The 22,844-nt window shown below is 67.6% G+C and carries 17 protein-coding genes; 12 read left to right on the forward strand and 5 right to left on the reverse strand.

Going from position 1 to position 22,844, the window contains the following annotated elements; all coding sequences use genetic code 11:
• Window positions 1–164 precede the first annotated feature (164 nt).
• From G7Y82_RS13695 to G7Y82_RS13705, 3 genes are read right to left on the reverse strand one after another with little or no spacing between them, the layout of a single operon-like run.
• Complete coding sequence (locus G7Y82_RS13695) at window positions 165–2,261, reverse strand: transglycosylase domain-containing protein (RefSeq protein WP_168148686.1); 2,097 nt, start codon at window positions 2,259–2,261, stop codon at window positions 165–167.
• Entirely contained in the window at window positions 2,258–7,897 is a 5,640-nt protein-coding gene (locus G7Y82_RS13700; protein WP_168148687.1) for an Ig-like domain-containing alpha-2-macroglobulin family protein, read from the reverse strand. The genes G7Y82_RS13695 and G7Y82_RS13700 overlap by 4 nt, the downstream gene beginning before the upstream one ends.
• Window positions 7,869–8,363: a hypothetical protein gene (locus G7Y82_RS13705; protein WP_168148688.1), complete on the reverse strand. Its 495-nt coding sequence runs from the start codon at window positions 8,361–8,363 to the stop codon at window positions 7,869–7,871. Before G7Y82_RS13705 ends, G7Y82_RS13700 begins: the two co-directional genes overlap by 29 nt.
• 100 nt (window positions 8,364–8,463) lie before the next feature.
• Between G7Y82_RS13705 and G7Y82_RS13710 the strand changes: the two genes are divergently transcribed.
• Genes G7Y82_RS13710 through G7Y82_RS13720 form a run of 3 tightly spaced genes read left to right on the forward strand, consistent with a single transcriptional unit; the run spans window position 8,464 to window position 10,933 of the window.
• Window positions 8,464–9,531, forward strand: a complete 1,068-nt coding sequence (locus G7Y82_RS13710) for a ZIP family metal transporter (RefSeq protein ID WP_168148689.1) — start codon at window positions 8,464–8,466, stop codon at window positions 9,529–9,531.
• Between the two features lie 33 nt (window positions 9,532–9,564).
• On the forward strand, window positions 9,565–10,086 hold the full coding sequence (locus G7Y82_RS13715; RefSeq protein WP_168148690.1) for a DUF1993 domain-containing protein: 522 nt from the start codon (window positions 9,565–9,567) through the stop codon (window positions 10,084–10,086).
• A 37-nt stretch (window positions 10,087–10,123) separates the two neighbouring features.
• Complete coding sequence (locus G7Y82_RS13720; protein WP_206370697.1) at window positions 10,124–10,933, forward strand: tetratricopeptide repeat protein; 810 nt, start codon at window positions 10,124–10,126, stop codon at window positions 10,931–10,933.
• Window positions 10,934–11,411: 478 nt separating this feature from the next.
• Here the strand turns inward: G7Y82_RS13720 and G7Y82_RS13725 are convergent, their stop codons facing one another.
• The gene (locus tag G7Y82_RS13725) at window positions 11,412–12,767 is read right to left on the reverse strand and encodes a class II 3-deoxy-7-phosphoheptulonate synthase (protein WP_168148692.1); all 1,356 of its coding nucleotides are present in this window, start codon (window positions 12,765–12,767) and stop codon (window positions 11,412–11,414) included.
• Window positions 12,768–12,828: 61 nt separating this feature from the next.
• Here G7Y82_RS13725 and G7Y82_RS13730 point away from each other — a divergent pair, with 61 nt between their 5' ends.
• From G7Y82_RS13730 to G7Y82_RS13740, 3 genes are all read left to right on the forward strand, one after another.
• Window positions 12,829–14,007, forward strand: a complete 1,179-nt coding sequence (locus G7Y82_RS13730; RefSeq protein WP_168148693.1) for an MFS transporter — start codon at window positions 12,829–12,831, stop codon at window positions 14,005–14,007.
• Between the two features lie 277 nt (window positions 14,008–14,284).
• The gene (locus G7Y82_RS13735; protein WP_168148694.1) at window positions 14,285–15,172 is read left to right on the forward strand and encodes a fructose bisphosphate aldolase; all 888 of its coding nucleotides are present in this window, start codon (window positions 14,285–14,287) and stop codon (window positions 15,170–15,172) included.
• 292 nt (window positions 15,173–15,464) lie between these two features.
• A complete protein-coding gene (locus tag G7Y82_RS13740; protein WP_168148695.1) occupies window positions 15,465–16,946 on the forward strand; it encodes a SulP family inorganic anion transporter in 1,482 nt (493 codons plus the stop codon).
• A 7-nt stretch (window positions 16,947–16,953) separates the two neighbouring features.
• Here G7Y82_RS13740 and G7Y82_RS13745 read toward each other — a convergent pair whose 3' ends face one another.
• Complete coding sequence (locus G7Y82_RS13745; RefSeq protein ID WP_168148696.1) at window positions 16,954–17,952, reverse strand: Lnb N-terminal periplasmic domain-containing protein; 999 nt, start codon at window positions 17,950–17,952, stop codon at window positions 16,954–16,956.
• A gap of 297 nt (window positions 17,953–18,249) precedes the next feature.
• On the opposite strand from G7Y82_RS13745, the gene G7Y82_RS13750 reads away from it, so the two are divergent.
• The 6 genes from G7Y82_RS13750 (at window position 18,250) to G7Y82_RS13775 (ending at window position 22,795) form a co-directional block, all read left to right on the forward strand.
• The gene (locus tag G7Y82_RS13750) at window positions 18,250–18,762 is read left to right on the forward strand and encodes a hypothetical protein (protein ID WP_168148697.1); all 513 of its coding nucleotides are present in this window, start codon (window positions 18,250–18,252) and stop codon (window positions 18,760–18,762) included.
• 7 nt (window positions 18,763–18,769) lie between these two features.
• Window positions 18,770–20,101 (forward strand): cytochrome-c peroxidase, encoded by a 1,332-nt coding sequence (locus G7Y82_RS13755; RefSeq protein WP_168148698.1) that lies wholly within the window; start codon window positions 18,770–18,772, stop codon window positions 20,099–20,101.
• 123 nt (window positions 20,102–20,224) lie between these two features.
• Window positions 20,225–20,656: a MarR family winged helix-turn-helix transcriptional regulator gene (locus tag G7Y82_RS13760; protein ID WP_206370698.1), complete on the forward strand. Its 432-nt coding sequence runs from the start codon at window positions 20,225–20,227 to the stop codon at window positions 20,654–20,656.
• Window positions 20,657–20,674: 18 nt separating this feature from the next.
• A complete protein-coding gene (locus tag G7Y82_RS13765; RefSeq protein ID WP_168148700.1) occupies window positions 20,675–21,241 on the forward strand; it encodes an isochorismatase family protein in 567 nt (188 codons plus the stop codon).
• 1 nt (window position 21,242) lies between these two features.
• A complete protein-coding gene (locus tag G7Y82_RS13770; protein ID WP_168148701.1) occupies window positions 21,243–21,572 on the forward strand; it encodes a hypothetical protein in 330 nt (109 codons plus the stop codon).
• Entirely contained in the window at window positions 21,569–22,795 is a 1,227-nt protein-coding gene (locus G7Y82_RS13775; RefSeq protein WP_168148702.1) for an MFS transporter, read from the forward strand. The genes G7Y82_RS13770 and G7Y82_RS13775 overlap by 4 nt, the downstream gene beginning before the upstream one ends.
• Window positions 22,796–22,844: the final 49 nt, after the last annotated feature.

Below are 22,844 nucleotides of genomic sequence, written 5' to 3' on the forward strand. Positions count from 1 at the left end.
TCGGTCTGGTAATCCACGAGATCTCCTGTTGATGTGCCTGCATTATGCCGGCTCAAGTCCCTTCCTGTAGCCGAAGTGGCAAGAATCAAGCCACGGCCACATCAAATTTTCGCAAAGCTCCGGCGGATCAGCGACTTGGCCGAAATCGCTCAGTCTGGATCGAGCTAGCGCACGCGAAAATGGACGGTCGGCGTCGAGACATCGTCGGCGTCCGGCGTGGTCACGATCGCACGCAGCCGATGAACGCCGGCCTGCAGCGGCCAGTCGTATTGCGTGCCGGGGGTCTGCGCCACCACCCGGCCGTCGACCTCCCAGCGCACCGTCGTCGGCGTACCGCGCCAGGCCAGCTCGAAGCGCAGCACTTCCAGGTCGTCGGGAATGCGCGGATCGCGCGCCAGTTGCAAGCCGTCGAACGGCTGCGCGATGCGCGGCGTCGACGGCAGCGCGTCGACCGCCGCTTGTGCATCGGCCTGCGGATCCAGATGCAAGGTGGCGGCGCGCAACGGCGTATCGCTGGACAGACCCGCCAGCAACGAGCGCGTCAGCAGCGCCGGCCCGCGCGCACCGGTAATGCCGTCGGTCGCCACCCCGGACAGATTGCCGACCCAGACGCCGACCAGCCAACGGCCGTTGTAGGCCACCGTCCACGCATCGCGGTAATCGCTGGACGTGCCGGTCTTGACCGCGGTGCGCACCGGAAAGCGGAGCACGCCGCCGTCGCCGAATTCGAGCAGGCGCGACGACGCGTCGGCAAGCACCGCGCTGATCGTGCGCGCCGCATCGCGCGCGATGACCTGCCGCGGCGGCGCCTGCGGGCCAGCGTCCTCGATCACCCGCAGCGGTTGCCACTGCCCGTCGTGCGCCAGCGCCGTATAGGCCTGTACCAGCTCGTAGAGCGTCAGCGCGCCGTTGCCGAGCGCCAGGCCGTCGCCGTAGTAGTCGGGCGGTTCGGTCAGGCTTTGCACGCCCAGCGCCTGCAGCCGCGCCAGGAACGGCGCCTGACCGACGAACTGCAGCGCCTTGACCGCCGGAATGTTCAGCGAATTGCCGAGCGCTTCGGCCACCGTCACCGTGCCGTAGTGGGTGCGGCTGTAGTTGCGGTATTCGTGCAGGCCACCGTTGATGCGTTCACGCAGCTCGGCGTCGTCGATGGTCGTATCGGCGCGCCAGCCGCGTTCGAGCGCCTGCGCGTAGAGCAGCGGCTTGAGCGTCGAGCCCGGCTGGCGCGGCGTCTGTAGCGGGTCGATGCCGACCACGTTCGGATGCAGGCGGTCGGCGCTGGCATAGGCCCGGACGCGGTTGCCGTCGAGATCGACGACCAGCGCCGCCGCCTGGCCGACGCCGTCGCGTGCCAGATCGCGCAGACGCTCCTGCAGAAAGGCTTCGGCCGCCGCCTGCAGCGCCGGATCGAGCGTCGTGCGCAGTTGCGCTGCGCTGGGCCGCAACTGCTGGGCCTGACGTTCGGCAAACGCGCGGAAATACGCGGCGTGCAGCGCCGGCTGCGCGCGCACGAAATCCGGCACGGTCGACATCGCCACGTCCGCAGGCAGCTCACCGCGCGCCTGCATCGCCCCCGCCAGCCGCCGCACGCGCGACTGCAACGCCAGCGGTTCGTTGGCGAGCCGCGTCGGCGCCCGCACCAGCACCGCCAGCGCCAGCATCTCCTCGGTCGACAGCGTGTCGAGACTGCGCCCGTAGTAATAGCGCGCCGCCTGCGCGACGCCGCGGCGGTTGGCGCCGTAGGGCACCTGATTCAGATAAAACTCGAGAATGTCGGCCTTCGAGTAGCGCGCTTCGAGACGATAGGCTTCAAAGCCCTCGACCCAGCGCGACCAGACGGTGCGCGGCCGAGGGTGCAGGATGCGCACGACCTGCTCGCTGATCGTGCTCGCGCCGCGCACCGCGCGACCGGCGCGTAGATCGGTCCACAGCGCCGCGACACGGCCCGGCCAGTCGACGCCATGATGGCGCCAGAAGCGCCGGTCCTCGGACGCAACGAAGGCCGTACGCAGCGTCGCCGGAATGCGTTCGAGCGGTACACGGTGCTGGCGGTTCCAGCCACCGTCGTAGGCGAGCTGCAGCGGCCGGCCATCGCGATCGAGCAAGACGATGTCGTCGCCGGCCGCGACGCGCGGCGCCAGCGTGTCCGGCAAGGCGCGCTGCGACAGCACGGTGGCCAGAACCAGCAGCGCGACGAGCGCGCCAACCGCCGACCGCAATGGACGGCGCCGCAGCGCGGCGGCCACGGCACGCACGCTCACGTTCCCGGCTCGACCTTCAAGCGCGTCGCCACGCCGTTGCCGAACACGTCCGGGTCGTACATGCGCTCGGCATGCGTCTCGGCAACGGCGAACGTACCGGTCGCGACCGCCTGGCCGATCCACGCCAGCTTGTACTGCCCGGCACCGATGCTGTCGGCGTAGAAGCGCACGACGTCGAAGCGCAGCGCCCGGTAATAGAACGGGTAAGGATAGGCCGGGCTGGCCTGGGCCATTTCGTTGGCGCTCAAACCGGATGCCGTTGCCAGATCCGGATTGACCGGTTCGAGGCCGGCCGGCACCGGATCGTCGACGACCACATAGGTCATCCACGCCGGCACCGACAGCGACAGCTCGATCTTCAACTGCTCGCCCTGCTTGACCGTCATCAGCGGACCGCCGAGCGGCTGCCACTGCCCGTCGCGGCGGACGAAGTACGCGCGCGACACGCTCAGGCCGGCCTGCAGCGGCTCGGTCGGCGGCGCCGTCGCATAGCGCAGCGTCGTCGTCACATAGGCGCGGCCCTGACCGTCACCGCGGACCTGCAACTGCCGCGCCGCCGACGCCGCCTCGGCATCGAGCGGCTTGGCGATCGTTGCCGACCGGCCATCGGCGAGCTGCGCGCTACCCAGCTCGGTGCCGTCCAGCAGCGCACGCACCGTCATCGCCAACGGCGTTGCTTCGTAACGATCAGCGTACTGGATCAGCGCGCGCGTGCAGAACACGTTCGCCTGCGTGTTGATCCAGTACGTGTGGACGCCGCGCGCCTGGGCGATGGCGCGCGTCAGCTTCATAACCAGCGGCGCTTCGTCGGCATCGTCATCGGCGAGCAGCGCCGACAGCGCCGCGCAGTTGCTGCCGATCTTCGAACCCAGCGTCCACGGGTAGCTGGCGCTCTGGTCGTCGTCGAGCAACACCGTCCCGGCCGACTGCTGCGCGCGCGCCAGCAGGCGCTGCTGCGCGGCCTGCAGCGGCGCGGCGGCGCCGGCGGTCTGCGCCGCCGCCTGTGCATAGAGCGCCTCGCCGAACAGGCCCATGCGCGGCAGCTGCGGCTGGTAGCGCTGCAGGTCGGCGGCCTTGAGCTTGCCGTGCTGCGCCAGCGCCGCCAGTGCCACCGCGCGGATCTGCGCGCGCAACTCGGCAGTGCCGAAGCCGTCGACGCCAAGGTCGTCGTGCAGCAGTGTCTGCAGGTAGCCGTCGAGCTTGTCCCAAACCTCGGCCGGCGGCTGATAGCCCATCTGTTGCAGCCAGCCAAACGCCAGCGCCGTATACGCCGACAAGTAAGGACTCTGGTGCTCGTCCTTGGGCACGAAGAAGGTCATGCCACCACCCGGCGCCTGGAACGACGCCGCATCGTCCAGCGTCCGCTGCGTCAGCGTGTCGGCGCCCGGCCAGTCCGGCGGCGACGCCAGGCGATCGTGCAGCTTCTCGAAGTGCGCGGCCATCACCGCCTTGGTCAGGCGCTGCTCCCAGCACAGGTACGGATAGTCGGCCATGTACGTGAACGCACCGCCGAGATCGCCGAGCAGCGAGCTGGCGACATCGAGCCGCAGTTCCGCGCGTGGCGTATCGGGCGGCAGCTTCAGCGGCACGGTCAGCGGTGCCTCCGCCGTCAGCGCCGAGAAGCCGGCGGCAGCCACCGTCAGCGGCCGTTCGTGCACCGGCACGTCGGCCTGCAAGGCATCGCCGTCGTCGCCCTCACCGGCCTGCACGGCGAAATGCACCGCGCCGCTGCTGGCAACATCCAGGGGCAATGCGACCTTGCCGCGCTCGAAGGACTGGAGCGACACGCGCTGCGTGGTTTTGCCTTGCGCGGCGCCGCTGGCTTCGATCGTCACGTCGATCGTGCGGGTGCGTGGGGTGCGATTGGTGATCGTGAACACGGCGTCGACGTGGTCGCCGCGCGAGAGCTGATTCGGCAGCGCCGAGCGAATTTCGGTCGGTTTGTTGACGTGTACCGTTGCCTGACCGAGGCCCATGCGGTCGCCCGGCGTCACCGCCATCGCCAACACGCGCCAGCCCGACAGATTGTCCGGCGTCGTGAACGTGAACTGCGCACGACCGTCGGCATCGGCCTTGAGCGATGGATTCCAGTACGCGACGAACTTGTCGATCGAGCGCAGTGACAGATCGCCGCCGCCGTCACCGCCGCTGCTGGCGCCTTTCTTCTCGAATTTCTGGCGGCCGATCAGCCGCGTCAGCAGGCTGTAGTTCGACAGGTCCAGCGCATCGAGCTGGGTGAAGCCCTGGAGCGGATCGAAATACGTGGTGCCGCCCTGGATCAGATCGAAGACCGCTTCGTCGAGCACCGCGACCGCGAACTCGACCGGCGTCTTGTCGCCATGGCGCGGCGTCGCCTGCAAGGTCACGGCCACCGGCACGCGCGGTCGCACCTCGTCCCGGGACGGCTTCACGTCAACCTTGAGCTGACGATACGGATCGTCGACCTGCAGCTTGGCGTAGCCGATGCGCAGCGCCGGCTTGCCGAGGTCGACGCCGTTCTTGATCGGCTGCGACTGGCGCGGCGACATCACCACCACCGACACGTAGGCGCCGGGCAGATAGTCGGGCTTGATCGGAATCTCGATCACCGGCGTCGCGGTCTGCAGCACCTGCAGGCGGCGCGTGAGTACGCCATAGCGCTCGACCGTGATCAGCGCCTGCGCGCCGGGATACGGATTCTTGACGAACAGGCGCGCCACGTCGCCGACCTTGTAGCTCGGCTTGTCGATGCGCACATCGAGCGAATAATCCGGGCGGTCTTCCCACAGCACGGCGTTGTTGCCCTGCGCGTAAATGCACGTCGTCGAGCTGTGCAGGCGGCCGTGACGATCCTGCACCATCGCCGTCGCACGCAGCTCGCCGCCAGCGTCCGGCGTGAACGTGCAGGTATCGCCGCCGGCATGCGAGCGCCCCTTGCAGGTGGCGACGCGCTGCCAGTCGGAGACATAGCGCGTGATGTAGGCATTGCCGGCACCCTTGACCCGCGCGCCCTTGGTCAGCTTGCGCTCGATCTTCACGTAGTACGGCGCACCGCTCTGCGGCTGGCCGTCGCGATCGACGACCAGCGTGCCGAGCGTGGCCGGCGTGCCGGCGCGCACCCAGCCATGCTGCTCGATGCCGATGTAGCGGTCGCGGCCGAAATACGGAATGCGGGCCTGGCCGACGATGGACGCACCGCGATCGTCCTGTACCGTCGCCTCGACCACCAGCTTGCCGACCAGCACCGACGCGTCGCCCGGCACGATCGTGGTCTGCCAGGCGCCGTTGCCATCGAGCGTCGCTTGCTGATCGACCAGCGGCGCGGTGTCGCGGCCGCCCGGCTGCCAGGTGTCGAAGTCGTAGCGCTGCGCCAGTGTGTTGTGCGGCTCGAACGGCGCCGACTCGACGCGCGCGGTGATGCGCGCCTGCGCATTGGCGAACGGGCCGCCGCCGTGCAGGGTCGCGCGCACCTCGGCGCCGATCTCGCGGCCCGGCGCCGCCTCGTCACCGCGCAACTCGGCGCTGACGTGAAACGGCGCCGGCACGAAATCCGAGACCAGCACCCGCAACGGCGACAGCGTCAGGTCGTCGGCATACGAAGGCTGCAGTTCGGCGCGATACCAGCCGACCGCGGCGCTGCGCGGCAGCTTCAACTCACCGTCGATCGCGCCGAACGCCGACAGTCGCAGATCCTTGCGCTCCTGCACCGTGTTGCCGGTCGGGTCGATGATGCGCAGCGTGTAGCTGTGATCCGGCGCCGGCGCCAGGCTGCGCTGGTCGTCATCGCGGACGTAGAGCTTGTACTGAATGGTGTCGCCGGCGCGGTAGACGCCCTGCGCCGTCGTGCCCCAGGCGCGCAGATGACCGTGGCGCGCGCGCCGCCAGTCGTAGATCTGCTCACGCGACGCGCGCCAGGTGTCGATCTCGAACTCGTTCGACAGCGGCAGCATCGCCAGGTCCTGGCCCTTGCTGACACGCAACACCAGCGGCGGCTTGTCGTCGTCGTTGACCGACTGGTAGAGCCGCGTCAGTTGCGGGTCGAGTTCGGCGCCGCCGGGCAGCCAGGCCAGACCGTCGGCGTCGGTCGTCGCCGTGGCCTGAGCCTTGCCCTGCCAACCGTCGAGCACCGCAACGTCGACGCCGGCCGCCGGCTGACCGTCGGCCATCGACGTCACCCAGACCAGCGTATTGGCGTTGCCGTATTTGGCATGCACTTCCCACGGCGTGACCTCGGCGAAGAACGGCCGCGGCTTTTTCGACGTCGCCGGCGTACTCGTCAATCCGCCACGCACCACACCACTGTGCGCGCCAAGCAGTTCACGGATTTGCAGCGGTGTCGCGAACGCCAGATTGCGCACCGGCGGCAGCTTGATCTCGCGCTGGGCGACGGACGTGCCGTCCGCGGTCGTGCGCGAGCCGGACAGCGACAAACGATCGAGGTTGGTGACGATCGCCGGTACCTCCGAATCGACATCGGTTTCGAGCACCGCCGGCGAATGCTCGAACACCAGCTTCGGCTCGCGAATCCGTGTGCGCAGTGTCAGCGCCGTCGTCTTGCCGAGCGCGCGACCGAAACGATCCTGCAGCGTGCCGGCGACCGACAGCTGATACTCGGCTTCGGCTTTCAGCGGAAACGGCAGACGCACGCGATAGTGCTGGTCCTTGCGGTGATTACCGCGGACCACGACCGCACCGTCGTCGTCCGCACCGCTGCCGTCGTCCTGGTCCGCGTCATCGCCGGCGTCAGCCTCGGGCTTGGCGTCGCCACGCGGATCGGGCGTGATCTGCAGCGCGGCAAGCAAGTCCGAGCGCGCCACCGGCGCGGTGAACACCAGCGCCACGCCGTCGAGCGGCGCACAGGCCACGCCGGCGTCGACGAGTCGCGTTTGTTGTCCGTCATTGCATTCCAGACCGACCAGTCGCGGCGCCGCGAAGGTCTGCATGGTCAGCACGTCGCGGCGCTCGGCACCCGGCAACGGCCCCAGCGCCGAACGCAACCCCGGCCCGGCCCGCAGCGCCACCGTCGCGTCGGCCGGCAGCGGCGACGTCGGTGTCAGCAGCCAGGTCGACCGCGCTTCGCCGTCCGGCGTCCAGAATGGCGTGTCGTCGTCGTAGTACGCCGACGACACGTCGGCCGCCGCATTGCCGAATCGCACGGCGGTTGCGACCGACGCCGCCGTCACCGGCTGATTGAAGCGCACCATCACCTGCGGCTGCGTCGGGCCGTTCCACTGCTCGACACGCGCGTATTGCACGCGCGGCAAGGCGGTCGAGAATCGATACGTCGCCGGCGCCAGCACGCTGCCGTCGAGCGCAACGAATCCGTCTGCAATCGCCACCGTATAAGCCGTCGCCGCGCGCAGCGACGCGCCGTCGGCCGGCTGGCAGGCCAGGTTTTGCGTATCGAGCCAGCGCCACTGGCAATCAGGCGACGGCGTGACCGTCACCGGAATCTCATCGCCGCTGCGCTCCATGCGGCCGAGCGGCACCATGTCACGGTCGAACGCCAGCACAATCTGGCTCTTGGCCGGCACGTCGTCGCCGGCCGGCGTGACGCGCAACAGCTTCAGCGCATCGGCATGTGCGACACCGGCAATGGACAACAGCGCGGCCAGTGCGGCCGCCCGTTCAAGGCGTGCTGACCTTGATGCGCGCATAAATCGCCCCCTGCGGCGTGCCCGACAACACCACCTCGCGATAACCCGCCAGGCCGTGCCAGATGTCTTCGTGCTCGGTAAATGCGTCGGGTTCGCGGCTCGGCAGGCCGATCACCTTCAGGCTGTCCGGCGCAAACGCCAGATCGGCGCCGCCCATCGGCACGGTGATCCAGTCCGCGCGGCCCTTGATGTAAGTGATCTCGACGCCGATACCGCCGTAGCGGCAGCGCTCGGAGAACTGGCCCGGCTCGCATTGCTGCGGACTGCCGAGCAGTGCGCTGATGTCCTGAGGCCGCTTGCCGGCCAGCGCCACGACGTCGACCAGCGACGCCCCCCCGCTCGAAGCGGCAGGACGTTCGAACGCAGCGGTGTAGTCGAAACGGTCGGCTGCACGGTGGACGAAGAACCACCAGCCCCCGATTCCGAGCACGATCGCCAGCGCGATCAGCGCCAGAATCTTTTTCATGTCGCTTCCTCCCTGGACACGACTCTAACAGCGTGCTGCGGTGTCTCGCATGAATCCGCGGCCGCTAGCGTTATAATGTTACAAATCTTCGTGCGCGCCCATGTCCCTCGTCCTGCTCGCCCTATCGCTCGTCGCGTTGCTCAGTGGACCGCTGCTGTACGCGCTGGCGCGCTCGCGTGCCGGTCTGCTGGCGTTTCTCGACGGCTTCCTGTTCGTCAGCATCTTCGGCTTGGTATTGATCGAAGTGGTGCCCGGCACGTTTGGCGCCGGTGGCACCTGGAGCTTGTTGTTCGTCGCCATCGGCCTGCTCGGTCCCAGCCTGCTCGAACGCTGGATCAGCCGCGCACGCCGTGAAGCACACCTCGCGGCGCTGCTCCTGGCAATGGTCGGTCTGGTCATTCACAGTTTCGGCGACGGTGTCGCGCTGTCGTCCGGCGGCGACGCCCATGTGCCGCTGGCGCTGCCGCTCGCCGTTGCCGTGCACCGCCTGCCGGTCGGCCTGATGATCTGGTGGCTGCTGTATCCGGTATTCGGCCGCTGGCCGCCCATGCTGGCACTGCTGGCGATGTGTGCCGGTACGCTGGGCGGCTACCTGACCGGGCCGACGCTCGGGACCTTGCTGGGCGCCGACGGCTGGGCGTGGTTCCAGGCCCTGGTCGCCGGCACCATCCTGCATGTCGTGTTCGGGCGCCCGCACATCGACCCGCACGTACAGCACCCGCACGCGCCGCGCCTGGAAGGGATCGGCAATCTCGTCGCGCTGGTCGGCCTGGTCATGCTGTCGCGGCTCGACGAAGACGCACTGCCGGCGGCCACCCTGTTTGCCCACTTCGCGCAGATCGGCGCCGCTGCCGCACCGTGGCTGCTGGCGGTCTATCTCGCCGGGGTTCTGCTCCTGTTGCGTGGCGGTTGGCGCGCCGCCGTCCAGCAAGTGGCCGTTCGCTGGGTCGACGTCAGTGCGATCTGGATCGTTCTCGCCATCCTCGCCGTGGCACTGCTCAGCGCGCATATTGACGGCTTCACGCCGTCGCCGCCCGACGCGCCGCACCTGCTGGCGCTGCTGGCACTCGCTGCACTGTATGCCAGTTCGTTGCTGCGCAGCGGCGGCCGCGCCTGGATCGCCACTGCGCTGCCGCGCCGCGGGCACGCGCATCAGCACGCTCACTGACGCCCCCCAATAAAACGACGAGGAGAAAACCCGATGACGATCTCACTGTTCGACGCCACCGTGCCGAACTATCTGCAGATACTCGACGCCAGCATCCACGTCCTCGAACGGGGCCAGCAGCACTGCACCGAGCACGGCATCGATCTGCAGGGCATCGTCGAAACCCGGTTGTTCGACGACATGCTGCCGTTCCGCTTCCAGATCCATTCGATCGCCCACCATTCGGGCGGCGCGCTCGACGCCCTGCAGAATGGCTTATTCGAACCGCCGGCGCGGCGCTCCGGCGATGACTACGCCGCACTGCAGGCCCTGCTGGTAACGACCCGCGACCGCATCGCCGGCCTCTCGCCGGCCGACGTCAACGCGCGTTCAGGTGCCGAAGTCGTGTTTCGTGTCGGTGAGTTCCAGCGCAGCTTCACGGCCGAGAATTTCGTCATGTCGTTTTCGATGCCGAACTTTCATTTCCACGCGGCAACCGCCTACGACATCCTGCGCATGAAGGGCGTGCCGCTCGGCAAGCGCGACTTCATGGGCCGGATGCGCGCCCAGAAATAGCAGCTGCTATCGTCACCTTGATTCAACGAGAGTGCCCATGATCGTCAAGCGCGAAAATCCGCAGATCACCCAACTGCGCGAGCAGGTGAACCGCAACCCCGAGCACGCCGCCGACGCGGTACTCGCCGCGGCAGAGGCCGGCGATGTCGACGCTCAGGTCCTGCTCGGGCAGATGCTGCTCGAAGGGCGCGGCATCGCACGCGATCCGGCCCTGGCACTTCGTTGGTTCCAGTCCGCCGCCAAGCTCAAGCATCCGATGGCGCTGAACCTCATCGGGCGCTGCCTGGAACACGGCCTGGGCTGCCGTCAGAACGTCGAGGATGCAGCGGCGTACTACCGCGTCTCCGCCGAGATGGGCCTCGACTGGGGCCTGTATCACTACGCCAATCTGATGATCACCGGCCAAGGCAAGGTGCCGCGCGACGCCGCACACGCGGTCGTGCTCTACCAGCGCGCCGCGGAAACCGGACACGCGATGTCGATGCACATGCTCGGCTGCTGCTATGAAGATGGCGTCGGCGTGCCGGTCGATATCGACCAGGCCCAGCAGTGGTATCGACGCGCGGCGGAAAGTGGCGATTTTCGAGCCCAGTATCGGCACGCCGCGACGCTCATCGCACAGGACGACATCGAGGGTGCGGCGCCCTGGCTCGACAGCGTGCGCGCCAACGGCAACCTGAAATTCCTGCGCAGCATCCGCACCGAGCTGCTGACCAGCCCGGATGCGCGCCTGCGCGCGTACGCCGAAGCCTTCCACGAGCGCGCGGCCGAACTCGGTGATTCATCCGACCGCGATGCATGGATCATCGCCCGCGTCGGCACCGCATCCGCCTCGACCACGCAGTAGGCGCGCACCTCAACCGCGGAGGTCTTTCGCAGGAGCGGTCGCGGCTGGCGCCGCTCCTACAGATCGCCGCAACGCGCGCTGAACGTACGCCGGACTTCAGCCGGCGACACGCGCGATGCGGATCGCCAGTTCCAGGGCTTGTTCGTCGTTGAGACGCGGGTGAGCGGCGGTGCTTTGCGGGCATAGCCCGCAACCGCGGCGAACGCCCGAGGCAGGACGCCGAGGGCCGGGCTGCTTGGCGAGCGCAGGACGTGCGAGCCTAGCAGCGCGTCGATCCGCGCAGCGCCTCAGCCGGCAACACGCGCGATGCGGATCGCCAGTTCCAGGGCTTGTTCGTAGTTGAGGCGCGGGTGAGCGGCGGTGCTTTGCGGGCATAGCCCGCAACCGCGGCGAACGCCCGAGGCAGGACGCCGAGGGCCGGGCTGCTTGGCGAGCGCAGGACGTGCGAGCCTAGCAGCGCGTCGATCCGCGCAGCGCCTCAGCCGGCAACACGCGCGATACGGATCGCCAGTTCCAGGGCTTGTTCGTAGTTGAGGCGCGGATCGACCTGCGACTTGTACGCCCGCTCCAAATCCTCGTGCGACAGGTTGCGCGCGCCGCCGGTGCATTCGGTGACGTCCTCGCCGGTCAGCTCCAGATGCACACCGCCGAGGCGTGAGCCGCAGGCCTTGTGAATGGCGAAAGCCTGCTCGACTTCGGACGCGACGCGCTCGAACGGTCGCGTCTTCAAGCCGTTCGGTGCGGTGATCGTATTGCCGTGCATCGGGTCACACATCCACAGCACACGATGGCCGGCGGCGCGCACGGCTTCGATCAGCGCCGGCAGGTGATCACCGATTTTGTCGGCGCCCATGCGGTGGATCAGCGTCAGGCGCCCCGGCTCGTTTTCGGGGTTGAGAACACGGCAGAGAGCGAGCACCCATTCTGTGGTCATCGACGGGCTGACTTTGACGCCCATGGGGTTGCGGATACCACGGCAATACTCGACATGCGCGCCGTCGAGCTCGGCGGTGCGCATGCCGATCCACGGAAAATGCGTGGACAGGTTGTACCAACCGTCGCTGCGCGGTACCTGCCGCGTCTGCGCCTGCTCGGACCAGAGCAACAGCGCCTCGTGCGAGGTGTAGAAATCGACGCGCGAAAAATCGCTGATCGAGCCGCCGGCCAGCGTCTCCATGAATCGCACCGAATCGCCGAGCATGTCGACCATGCGCTGATACTCGACCGCCAGCGGCGAATGTCGCACCCAACTGAGATCCCAATACTCGGGGTGATGCAGGTCGGCAAAGCCGCCGTCGATCAGGCCGCGGACGAAATTGATCGTCATCGCCGAGCGCATATGCCCTTCCAGCAAACGCTGCGGATCGGGAATGCGCGCAGCTGCCGTGAAGTCCGGGCCGTTAACGAGGTCGCCGCGATAACTCGGCAGCGTCGTGCCGTGCCTGGTCTCCAGATCCGCCGAGCGCGGCTTGGCGTACTGCCCGGCGAAGCGGCCGATGCGCACGACGCGTTGGCGCAGCCCATGCACCAGCACCAGTGACATCTGCAACAAGACCTTGAGCCGGTTGGCGATGACATCGGAGCGACAGTCGGCGAACGATTCGGCGCAGTCACCGCCCTGCAGGACGAAGGTCTCGCCGGCCTGCGCCCGCGCGATCTGCGCCTTGAGGTTGTTGACCTCCCACGACGTCACCAACGGTGGCAAGGTGCGCAGCTGACCCAACGCCGCCGCCAGCGCATCGGCGTCCGGATAGTGCGGCTGTTGCGCAGCGGTCTTGCGCTGCCAGCTGTCGGGCTTCCAGCCGGATACGGTTGCGTCGTTCACGTCGTTCATCGGCAATCAGGTGGGACGCAGTATAGTGGCGCGCCTCCGCGTCCCGCCCCGATCCGCCTCCATGTCCGCACGCCCCGTTATCGGCGAGCATCCGCTCACCGGCCCGCTGACCCTGTTGTTCGCGTTCGCCTGCGGCGCGATCGCCGCCAACCTCTATTACACGCAGCCACTGCTGGCCCTGCTGGCCCACACCTTCGGCCGCCGCGAAAGCGATGTGGGGCTGCTGGTGACGCTGACGCAAATCGGCTACGCGACCGGTCTGGCGCTGATCGTGCCGCTCGGCGATCGCCTGGATCGCCGCCGCCTGATCTGCGGTCTGATGGCGCTCAGCGTCCTGGCGCTGATGGCCAGCGCGCTGAGCGCCAATTTCCTGATGCTCGCGGTGTTGAGCATTGCCGTCGGCCTGGCGTCTTGCACGGCGCAGTTGCTGGTGCCACTGGCTGCGACGATGGCCGACGACGCCACGCGCGGCAAAGCGGTCGGCACCGTGATGAGCGGCCTGTTGCTCGGCATCCTGCTGGCGCGCACCGTGTCCGGATTGATCGCCGACCTCGCGGGCTGGCGAGCGGTCTTCGTTTTTGCCTCGGCACTGTCGCTGCTGCTCTGTGCGCTGCTGGCCTGGAAGCTGCCGCACGACCGCCATCGCGGACCTCTGGCATATGGCGCGCTGATGCGCTCGGTGCTGCAACTGTTCGCCGAGCAGCCGGTATTGCGCCAGCGCTCGCTGTACGGCGCCTTCGGCTTCGCCGCGTTCAGCCTGTTCTGGACGGCGCTGAGCTTTCTGCTGCGCGCGCCGCCGTACTCCTTGTCTGAGTCGGCGATCGGCGCCTTCGGCCTGATCGGCGCCGCCGGCGCGCTGGCCGCTAATGCCGCCGGCCGGCTGGCCGACGGCGGCCGCGCCGCCTTGGCAACGCGCGTCTTCGCGGCGCTGATCCTGCTGTCGTTCGTCTCGCTGTGGATCGGCGTGCATTCGATGACGGCCTTGATCGTCGGCGTCATCGTGCTCGACATCGGGGTGCAAGGCCTACAGATCACCAATCAAAGTGTGATCTACGCGCTCGATCCACAGGCGCGCAGCCGCATCACGACGGTCTACCTGACCAGCTATTTCATCGGCGGTGCGCTCGGCTCGACCGCGGCGGGCCTGGCCTTTGCGGCTGGCGGCTGGCCGGGCGTCTGCATCGTCGGCTTGATCATCGGCGCCATCCTGTGCGGACTGACGCTGCGCCAGCGCCGTTAAAAAGGACCAAAGTCGGGTCCGACGCGCCCCGGGTGGCGTCGCCGCGAATGCCGCGGCGACAGGGCCGGGTTAAAATGACAAACGCGGTTCCCGAAATGCCGGCCTCGCGGCAGGCTGGCAGTCAGCCAGGGCGGCCATCCTGGCGCCGGGAACCGCCTCGGCTTTGCGGTATGTGCCGTGCTCCCGGCAGCCAGCGGGTCACGACACCATCCGGTTTGCGACGAACGATATGACCGCCGGGATACCGGCCTCTTAACTTTTTCGAAAGGTGGAGTACATGCAAGAACAGGACGTGATGACGAAAATCGCCAAGGGTGAAGGCTTCATTGCCGCGCTCGACCAGAGCGGCGGCTCGACGCCGAAGGCCCTGAAGGGTTACGGCATCGAGGAAGGCGCGTGGTCGACCGAGGCCGAAATGTTCGACCTCATCCACCAGATGCGCACCCGCATCATCACCTCGCCCGCGTTCACCGGCGACAAGGTGCTCGGCGCGATCCTGTTCGAGCGCACCATGGACGGCCAGGCCGGCGGCAAGCCGGTGCCGACTGTGCTCAAGGAGCGCGGTGTGGTGCCGTTCATCAAGATCGACAAGGGTCTGGAAGAGGAGAAGGACGGCGTGCAAGTGCTCAAGCCGATGCCGGAACTCGACGTGCTGCTCAAGCGCGCCAAGGCCCTCGGCGTGTTCGGCACCAAGGAACGCTCGGTCATCAACCTCGCCAACCCGGCCGGCATCGCCGCCGTGGTCAAGCAGCAGTTCGAGGTCGGTCAGCAGGTTCTGGCCGCCGGTCTGGTGCCGATCATCGAGCCGGAAGTGAACATCAAGAGCCCGGAGCGCGCCGCTGCCGACAAGATCCTGCTCGACGAGCTGCTCAAGGCGCTCGACGCGATGCCGGGCGACAGTAAGGTCATGCTGAAGCTGTCGCTGCCGACCCAGCCGGGCCTGTTCGACCCGCTCGTCGCGCATCCGCGCGTGCTGCGCGTCGTCGCCCTGTCGGGCGGATTCAAGCGTCCGGAAGCCTGCGTCGAGCTGGCCAAGAACAAGGGCATCATCGCCAGCTTCAGCCGCGCGCTGCTCGAAGACCTGCGCCATCAGATGAGCGACGCCGAGTTCAACGCCTCGCTGGCGTCGGCGATCGACGAGATCTACACGGCCTCGAAGACCTGATCGCTGCACTTCCGCAACGCGGATTCCACGCCAGCCGGGCCTAGCCCGGCTGGCGTTTTTGTTGGCGCAGCCCCGCGTCGCGCTGCCCATTCTCGGCACACGCCGTTACAATGCGCGCCATCATGTTGTACGCCTCCACGATGACGCCGCCCTAGCGCGCGGCCGCGGGCTGATCTGCCCGCTTCTTGCATCCGCTTTGATACCCGCACCGTCTGACGCCTGACACCTGGCGTCGGCGCGTTCCTGAATCACGCCCCCGATCAAGCCGCCTCGTCGCGGCGACAGAACTTTCATGCGCCAGAATTTTCGCCAGCAGTGGCTGGCCAACCCCAAGAACGACGTGCTCGCCGGACTGGTCGTCGCCCTCGCCCTGATTCCCGAAGCGATCGCGTTTTCGATCATCGCCGGCGTCGACCCCAAGGTCGGCCTCTATGCCTCGTTCTGTATCGCCGTGACCATCGCCTTCACCGGCGGCCGGCCGGCGATGATTTCCGCGGCGACCGGCTCGACCGCGCTGGTCATGGTGCTGCTGGTCAAGGACCACGGCTTGCAATACCTGCTGGCGGCGACGCTGCTGACCGGCCTGATCCAGATCGTCGCCGGCCTGCTCAAGCTCGGCGCGCTGATGCGCTTCGTATCGCGCTCGGTGGTCACCGGCTTCGTCAATGCGCTGGCCATCCTGATCTTCATGGCACAGCTGCCGGAGCTGATCGGCGCGCCGGCCGCCGCCTACGTGATCGTCGCCGCGGGTCTGGCGATCATCTACATCCTGCCGCGCTTCACCACCGTCGTGCCCTCGCCGCTGGTCTGCATCGTCGTCATGACGGCGATCACCATCGGCTTCGGCATTCATGTGCACACGGTCGGCGACATGGGCGCGCTGCCGGACAGCCTGCCGCAGTTCCTGTTGCCGGAGGTGCCGTTCAATCTCGACACCCTGCGCATCATCTTTCCGTATTCGCTGACGGTGGCGGCGGTGGGCCTGCTCGAAACGCTGATGACGGCGACCATCGTCGACGAGATGACCGAGACCGGCAGCAACAAGCATCGCGAGACCGTCGGCCAGGGCTGCGCCAACATCGTCTCCGGCCTGCTCGGCGGCATGGCCGGCTGCGCGATGATCGGCCAGTCCGTCATTAACGTGAAATCCGGCGGCCGCACGCGGCTGTCGACGCTGATCGCCGGCGTATTCCTGCTGCTGATGGTGGTGTTCGCCGGCCCTTGGGTCGCGCGCATTCCGATGCCGGCGCTGGTGGCGGTGATGATCATGGTCTCGATCAGCACCTTCAAATGGGATTCGTTCGCCTCGCTGCGCACGCATCCGCCGTCGTCGAGCATCGTCATGGTGGCGACGGTCGCGGTGGTCGTCGCCACCCACAATCTTGCCGAAGGCGTACTGGTCGGCGTGCTGCTGTCGGCGCTGTTCTTCGCGCGCAAGGTCGGCCGCCTGCTGCGCATCGGCACCCTCGACAGCGAGGACGGCAAGCACCGCACCTATCGCATCACCGGCCAGGTGTTCTTCGCGTCGGCCGAAGCCTTCGCCGACGGTTTCGACTTCGCACATCCGGCCGAGCAAGTGCGCATCGACCTGACACACGCGCACTTCTGGGATCTGTCGGCGGTCGGCGCGCTCGACAAGGTCGTACTGCGCCTGCGGCGCCGCGGGGTCGACGTCGAGGTCATCGGCCTCAACGAGGCCAGCGCGACCTTGATCGACCGCCTCGGCGTACACGACAAGCCGGGCGCCGACACGGCCGCGGTCGGCGGCCACTGATCGCCGATCAGCGCGCCGGCAGGCTCGGGTCGATGCCGGGCACGCCGGCGCGGATGAGCTGCGAAAAATCCGCCGCGTCGCCGGCGTCGCGGGCGCGCTCGGTGATACGGCCGTCGCGGCGCAGCGTGGCGACGTCGTAACCGGGCGTCAGCGCGCCGACGCGCGCCAGATATTCCGGCAAATAACCGGACAGCAGCAGCCGCGGATCGAGCGGCAGCCCGTGCACGATGTGGCGCATCATCTGAAACACGATGGTGGTGCAGTTGGCCGTCGCCGTGTTGTACCAGCGCGGATGGCTGCGCAAACGCTCGGCCTTGGCCAGATACGCGAGGAACAGCGAGCGCATCGCCTCAGGCGGCATTTGCACGCGATACAGATAGTCGTCCTCGCCGCGCACATTGGTGCGCACGCGGACGATGTCGCGCTCGTCGGCCGCGACCAGCGTCGCCTCGAACTGCTTGAAGAAACCGCCGATCGCCGAAAAGCTTTCGCCGCGCTCCTTGCGGATTTCGATGGAGAACGTCAGATAGCGCCCATCGGCGAAACCGAACGACACCAGTGTGTGCGCGATCGCCGGCCCCATCCAGTACGACAGCACGGTATCGACAGAACGCAGCTGCGACAGGTCGTAATGCCGCGTCTCCCAGCGCACGTCGTAGTCGTCCGGCGTCCGCCAACGAAAGTCGCGCACGTTGTCCAGAGTCACCTGGTCGCCATCGACGGTCGGCACCAATTGGCGTGCGACATCGTCGGCCCAGCGCCGGTTGTTGGACGGCCGGATGGACTGCCACCAGAACAGCAGCATCGCGCCCAGCACCAGCGCCGCCAGCAGCGATGGTGCCCAGTGGCCGCGCCAGCACCAGACGACCACGCACACCGCGCTCAAGGCCCACATCAGGACCACCAGCGGCTTGGCCGCCGGCCAGCGGAACCACAGCGCGCCGGCGCCCCAGGCAGCGAAGAGCAGCCAGAGCGTCGTTCCGGTCAGCAACGTGACAGTTTTCATGGCGTCGATTGTCGCATTCTGTGCGCAATGTCAGTGTCAGCACCGCGCGCCGCCCTCAAGCGCCGGCCCACCGAGCTGCGGACGGCGAGCGAGGACGGTGCATCGCAGTGACAGCGCCGCTCGGCAAGTCCGCTCACGGTGCATGCCGGGCGACTTCGAGATCGGCCGCGCACCGCATCGGGGCATGACAAAACGTTCATTGGCAAAGACCTAGGAAGCGCCGCCGAAATCGTTATAACTAGTCGGTATCGGGGGCTGGGGAAGCCGCGCCCACAACCGCATTCGGAGCCGTCGTCGATGCTGATCGGGAATCGCAAATCGTCGTTGTTGACCGCCGTATTCGTCGCTGGGCTACTGCCCGCCATCAGCGCATCGGCCGACATGAAGTCCGACATGGCGAAAGGCGGCATGGCAATGACCGGCATGCACATGGACACCGCCAGCGACGTCAAGCCGACGACGCAGGCCTATACCAGCGACCATCGCTATTTCATCACGTTGGACGGCATGCCGAAGTCCATCCCCGAGCAGGACTACTTCACGCTGCACTTCTCGGTGTTCGATGGCCAGCACCCGAAACAGCCGGTGTCGGGCTTCTCGCTCGACGTGCAGGCCGGCATGCGGCACGGCATGAAGAACGGCTTTGCGCACGGCATGCAGTCTTCGCCCAAGATCAGCGTCAGCGGCAATACCGCCACCGTGTCCGGTTTGATGTTTCACATGATGGGCACCTGGACACTGCAGTTGACGGTGCACGACGGGCAACACACCAGCGTCGCCGATTTCGAGCTGCCCTGCTGCTCCCAGTAGGCCGCGAATGATGGTGCGACTCCAGGGCATCGGCCGCATCGCGGCATTCGCTGTGGCCGGCACGGTACTGAGTGCGGCGCTGTCTGCAGCCTGGATGCCGAACGCTGCCGCCGTCGACGACGATCACGCGCACTACACAGCGGCCGAACTGGCCATGATTTACCGTCACTCGCCGCTCGGCAATCTGCCCAACGACGGCACCAATCACGTTGCGGACGATCCGCGCGCCGCGCGCTTCGGCCAGCATCTATTCTTTGAAACCGCGTTTTCGAAGAACGGCAAGGTTTCGTGCGAAACCTGCCATCAACCCACGCTTGCATTCACTGACGGCAAGGCTATCGCGGTCGGCGTCGCAACGGGCGTGCGCAATGCCCCGACCATACTCAATGCCGCCTACAGCCCGTGGTTTTTCCTCGACGGCCGCACGGATTCGATGTGGTCACAGGCACTACAACCGTTCGAAAATCCGCTCGAATTCGGTGGTGATCGCCTGCAGATCATTCACGCGGTGGCCCGCGACCCGGCCATGCGCAAGGCCTACGACACCGTATTCGGCGACTGGCCTTGGCCCGAAGGCGATCCCGCGCTACCGGCACACGGACGGCCCGGCGCCAGCGCCGACGGCCCGCAGGCGCGGGCCTGGGCCGCGCTGTCGCCCGACCAGCAGCACCAGGTCAATCTCGTCTTCAGCAATCTGGGCAAGGCCATCGAGGCCTATGAGCGCGAGCTGGTTGGCGGCAATTCGCCGTTCGATCAATACGTCGCGGCGCTACGCAAAGGCGACATCACTCGCGAAAACGTCATCTCGCCAGCGGCCAAACGCGGGCTCAAGCTTTTTGTCGGCCAGGCCAACTGCGAGCTGTGCCACTCCGGCCCCAATTTCAGCGACGGCCAGTTTCACAATCTGGGCCTGCCGACGCTTCCTGGCGAAGCCACCGACCCTGGCCGATCGGCCGGTATCGCGCTGATCGACGCCGACATCTTCAACGCCGCCGGGGCATTCAGCGATGCCCCGCAGGGCAAGCGCGCACAGCGTCTGCAATACCTGCCGGACGCCAAGACCCAGCTCGGCGCGTTCAAGACGCCCAGCCTGCGCAACATCGATACCCCGCCCTATATGCACGACGGCCGCTACGCGACGCTCGAGCAGGTACTCGACTTCTACAGCGATGGCGCCGACGGGGTCCGCGACGGCCCACACGTCGGCGTCCGAGAAAAAACCGTCGATCTGGTCCCGCACTTGAGCGCGGCGCAGCGCGCCGACCTGATCGCGTTCCTGAAAACACTCGATGACGCGCCCTTGCCCGACGATCTGACCCGGGCGCCGCCACGCCCCTGAGGGCAAAGCGCGCCTCCTGCGGTCGGCTCCACTGCGACTCCTGCATCACACCCTGTTGATGATGCGCAATCAACTATACAGTCAAACTGTACAGTTTGACTGTTCAGGCATATGCTGCCGTGCATGTCCGAACCGCCCACCACCCAGCTCGCCGGCGACCTGCGCATTGCGCTGGCCAAGCTGCATCGTCGCCTGCGAGAGCAGACCCGCCCGCACGATCTGACGTCGGCCCAGCAATCGGTGTTGCTGCGGCTCGACCGCGACGGTCCGGCGACGGTCTCGGCGCTGGCCCGCGCCGAAGGCGTGAAGCCGCAGTCGATGCGCATGACGGTCGCCAGCCTGGAAACGATGCGCGCGGTGCGCGGCGACGCGGACCCGAACGATGGCCGGCAGACGTTGATCAGCCTGACGCCGGCGTTTCGCGCCGAACTGACGGCACGGCGCGCGGCCAAGAACGACTGGCTGCACCGTGCGCTGCAGGCACAGCTATCGCCGCGCGAACACGCGCAGCTCGCGCGTGCCGTCGCCTTGCTGCAGCTCCTCGCCGACTACTGAACCCGGAACCCGTCCGCCATGGCCCTGAGCACCCTCGATCCGCACACGGCGCTGATCGTCGTCGACCTGCAAAAAGGCCTGATCGACGCGCCGTTCGTGCATCCCATCGCCTCCGTCGTCAAGCACGGTCGCCAACTGGTCGCCGCGTTTCGCCGACATCACCTGCCGATCGCCTTCGTCAACGTCGCCGGCACCGCGCCCGGTCGCACCGAACGCCCGGCGCGCCAGACCCAGCCGCTGCCGGCCGGCTGGACCGACTTCATCGACGCGCTATCGCCCGAAGCCGACGATCTGGTCGTCACCAAGCACAGCTGGGGCGCATTCGCGACCACCGACCTGGACGCACAGTTGCGCCGCCGCCAGGTCACGCAAGTGCTGATCGCGGGCGTCGCCACCGGCACCGGCGTCGAATCGACCGCCCGTCAGGCCTACGAGCTTGGCTACAACGTGACGCTGGCGATCGACGCGATGACCGACGGGCGCGCCGCCGCGCACGACTACAGCCTCCACCACGTGTTCCCGCGCCTCGGCGAAACCGCCACGACGCGGGCCATCCTCGATCACCTCGACACCCGGAGCACCTGACATGCCCTGGCTCATCCTGCTGGCCTACGTCGGCGGCGCCGCGTTTCTGACCAACGCCATTCCCCATCTGGTCAGCGGCCTGCTCGGACGACCGTTTCAGAGCCCCTTCGCCAAGCCGCCCGGCATCGGCCTGTCGTCGTCGACGCTCAACCTGGTTTGGGGTTTCGCCAACCTCGTCGTCGCCTGGGTGTTGTTGTGCCGCGTCGGCGACTTCTCGCTGCGCAGCGCGCCGGACGCAGCGGCCGTCGGTCTCGGCATCCTGCTGATGGGCCTGCCGCTGGCCCGGCATTTCGGCCGCCTGCACGGCGGCCATCCCGCGCCGCGCGAATGAGGCCCCTCGGCCACAGGTTTCGCGCCCTTCGCAGCTTCAATTACCGCATCTGGGCCGGCGGTGCGCTGGTCTCGAATGTCGGCACCTGGATGCAACGCACCGCGCAGGACTGGCTGGTCCTGACGCAACTCACCGACCACGATGCGTCCGCGGTCGGCATCGTCATGGCCCTGCAGTTCGGACCGCAGCTGCTGCTATTGCCGTGGACCGGCGCCGCTGCCGACCGTTTTGATCGGCGACGGCTGCTGATGGTCACCCAGGCGATGCTCGGCCTGCTGTCGCTGGCACTGGGCATCGTCACCGTCACTGGCGTCGTCCAGCTGTGGCAGGTGCAAGTCTTCGCCTTTCTGTTCGGTTGCACGACAGCCTTCGATGCGCCCGCCCGGCAAACCTTCGTCAACGAGCTGGTCGGCGACGCCGATCTCGCCAATGCCGTCGCGCTCAACTCCACCTCGTTCAACGCCGCGCGCATGATCGGCCCCGCCGCGGCCGGTCTGCTGATCGCCTCGGTCGGCACCGGCTGGTCGTTCGTCCTCAACGGCGCCAGCTTCGTCGCGGTGCTGGTCTCGCTGACGCAGTTGCGTCGCAGCGAATTGCACGACAGCCCCCGCGCGCCGCGCATGCGTGGCAGCCTCGCCGACGGCATTCGCTACGTCGCCACACGCGCCGAGCTGAAACTGACGCTGGCGATGCTGTTCCTGATCGGCACCTTCGGGCTGAACTTCCCGATCTTCACGTCGACGATGGCGACGCAGGTCTTTCATACCGACGCCCGCGGCTATGGCCTGCTGTCGTCGCTGATGGCGTTCGGCACCATCAGCGGCGCGCTGATCGCAGCCGGCCGCAGCAGGCCGCGGGTATCGGCCTTGATGAGCGGCGCGGCAATCTTCGGTATCGGCTGCATGCTGGCCGCGATGGCGCCGGGCTATTGGGCATTTGCCGCAGCGCTGGTCGTGATCGGTGCCGCCGGCCTTGTTTTCATGAACACCAGCAACAGCCTCATGCAGCTCGCCACCGAACCGGCCATGCGCGGCCGCGTGATGTCGCTGCGCATCGGCATTGCCCAGGGCGGTACGCCGCTCGGCGCACCGATCGTCGGCTGGGTCGCCAACCAGTTCGGGCCCCGCTGCGCCCTGATGGTCGGGGCTGCGTCGGGCCTGTCGGCGGCGGCGCTGGCGGCTTGGGTCGCCGCGCGCGGCCGCCGCACTCGCAGATCGAGCTGACCGCGCCAGCGGCGCCCGGCCGAGGCGGTTTTGCACCACCGCGGGGAAC

It is taken from the genome of Solimonas marina, from assembly GCF_012241385.1.
In the GTDB taxonomy this organism is placed as follows: domain Bacteria; phylum Pseudomonadota; class Gammaproteobacteria; order Nevskiales; family Nevskiaceae; genus Solimonas; species Solimonas marina.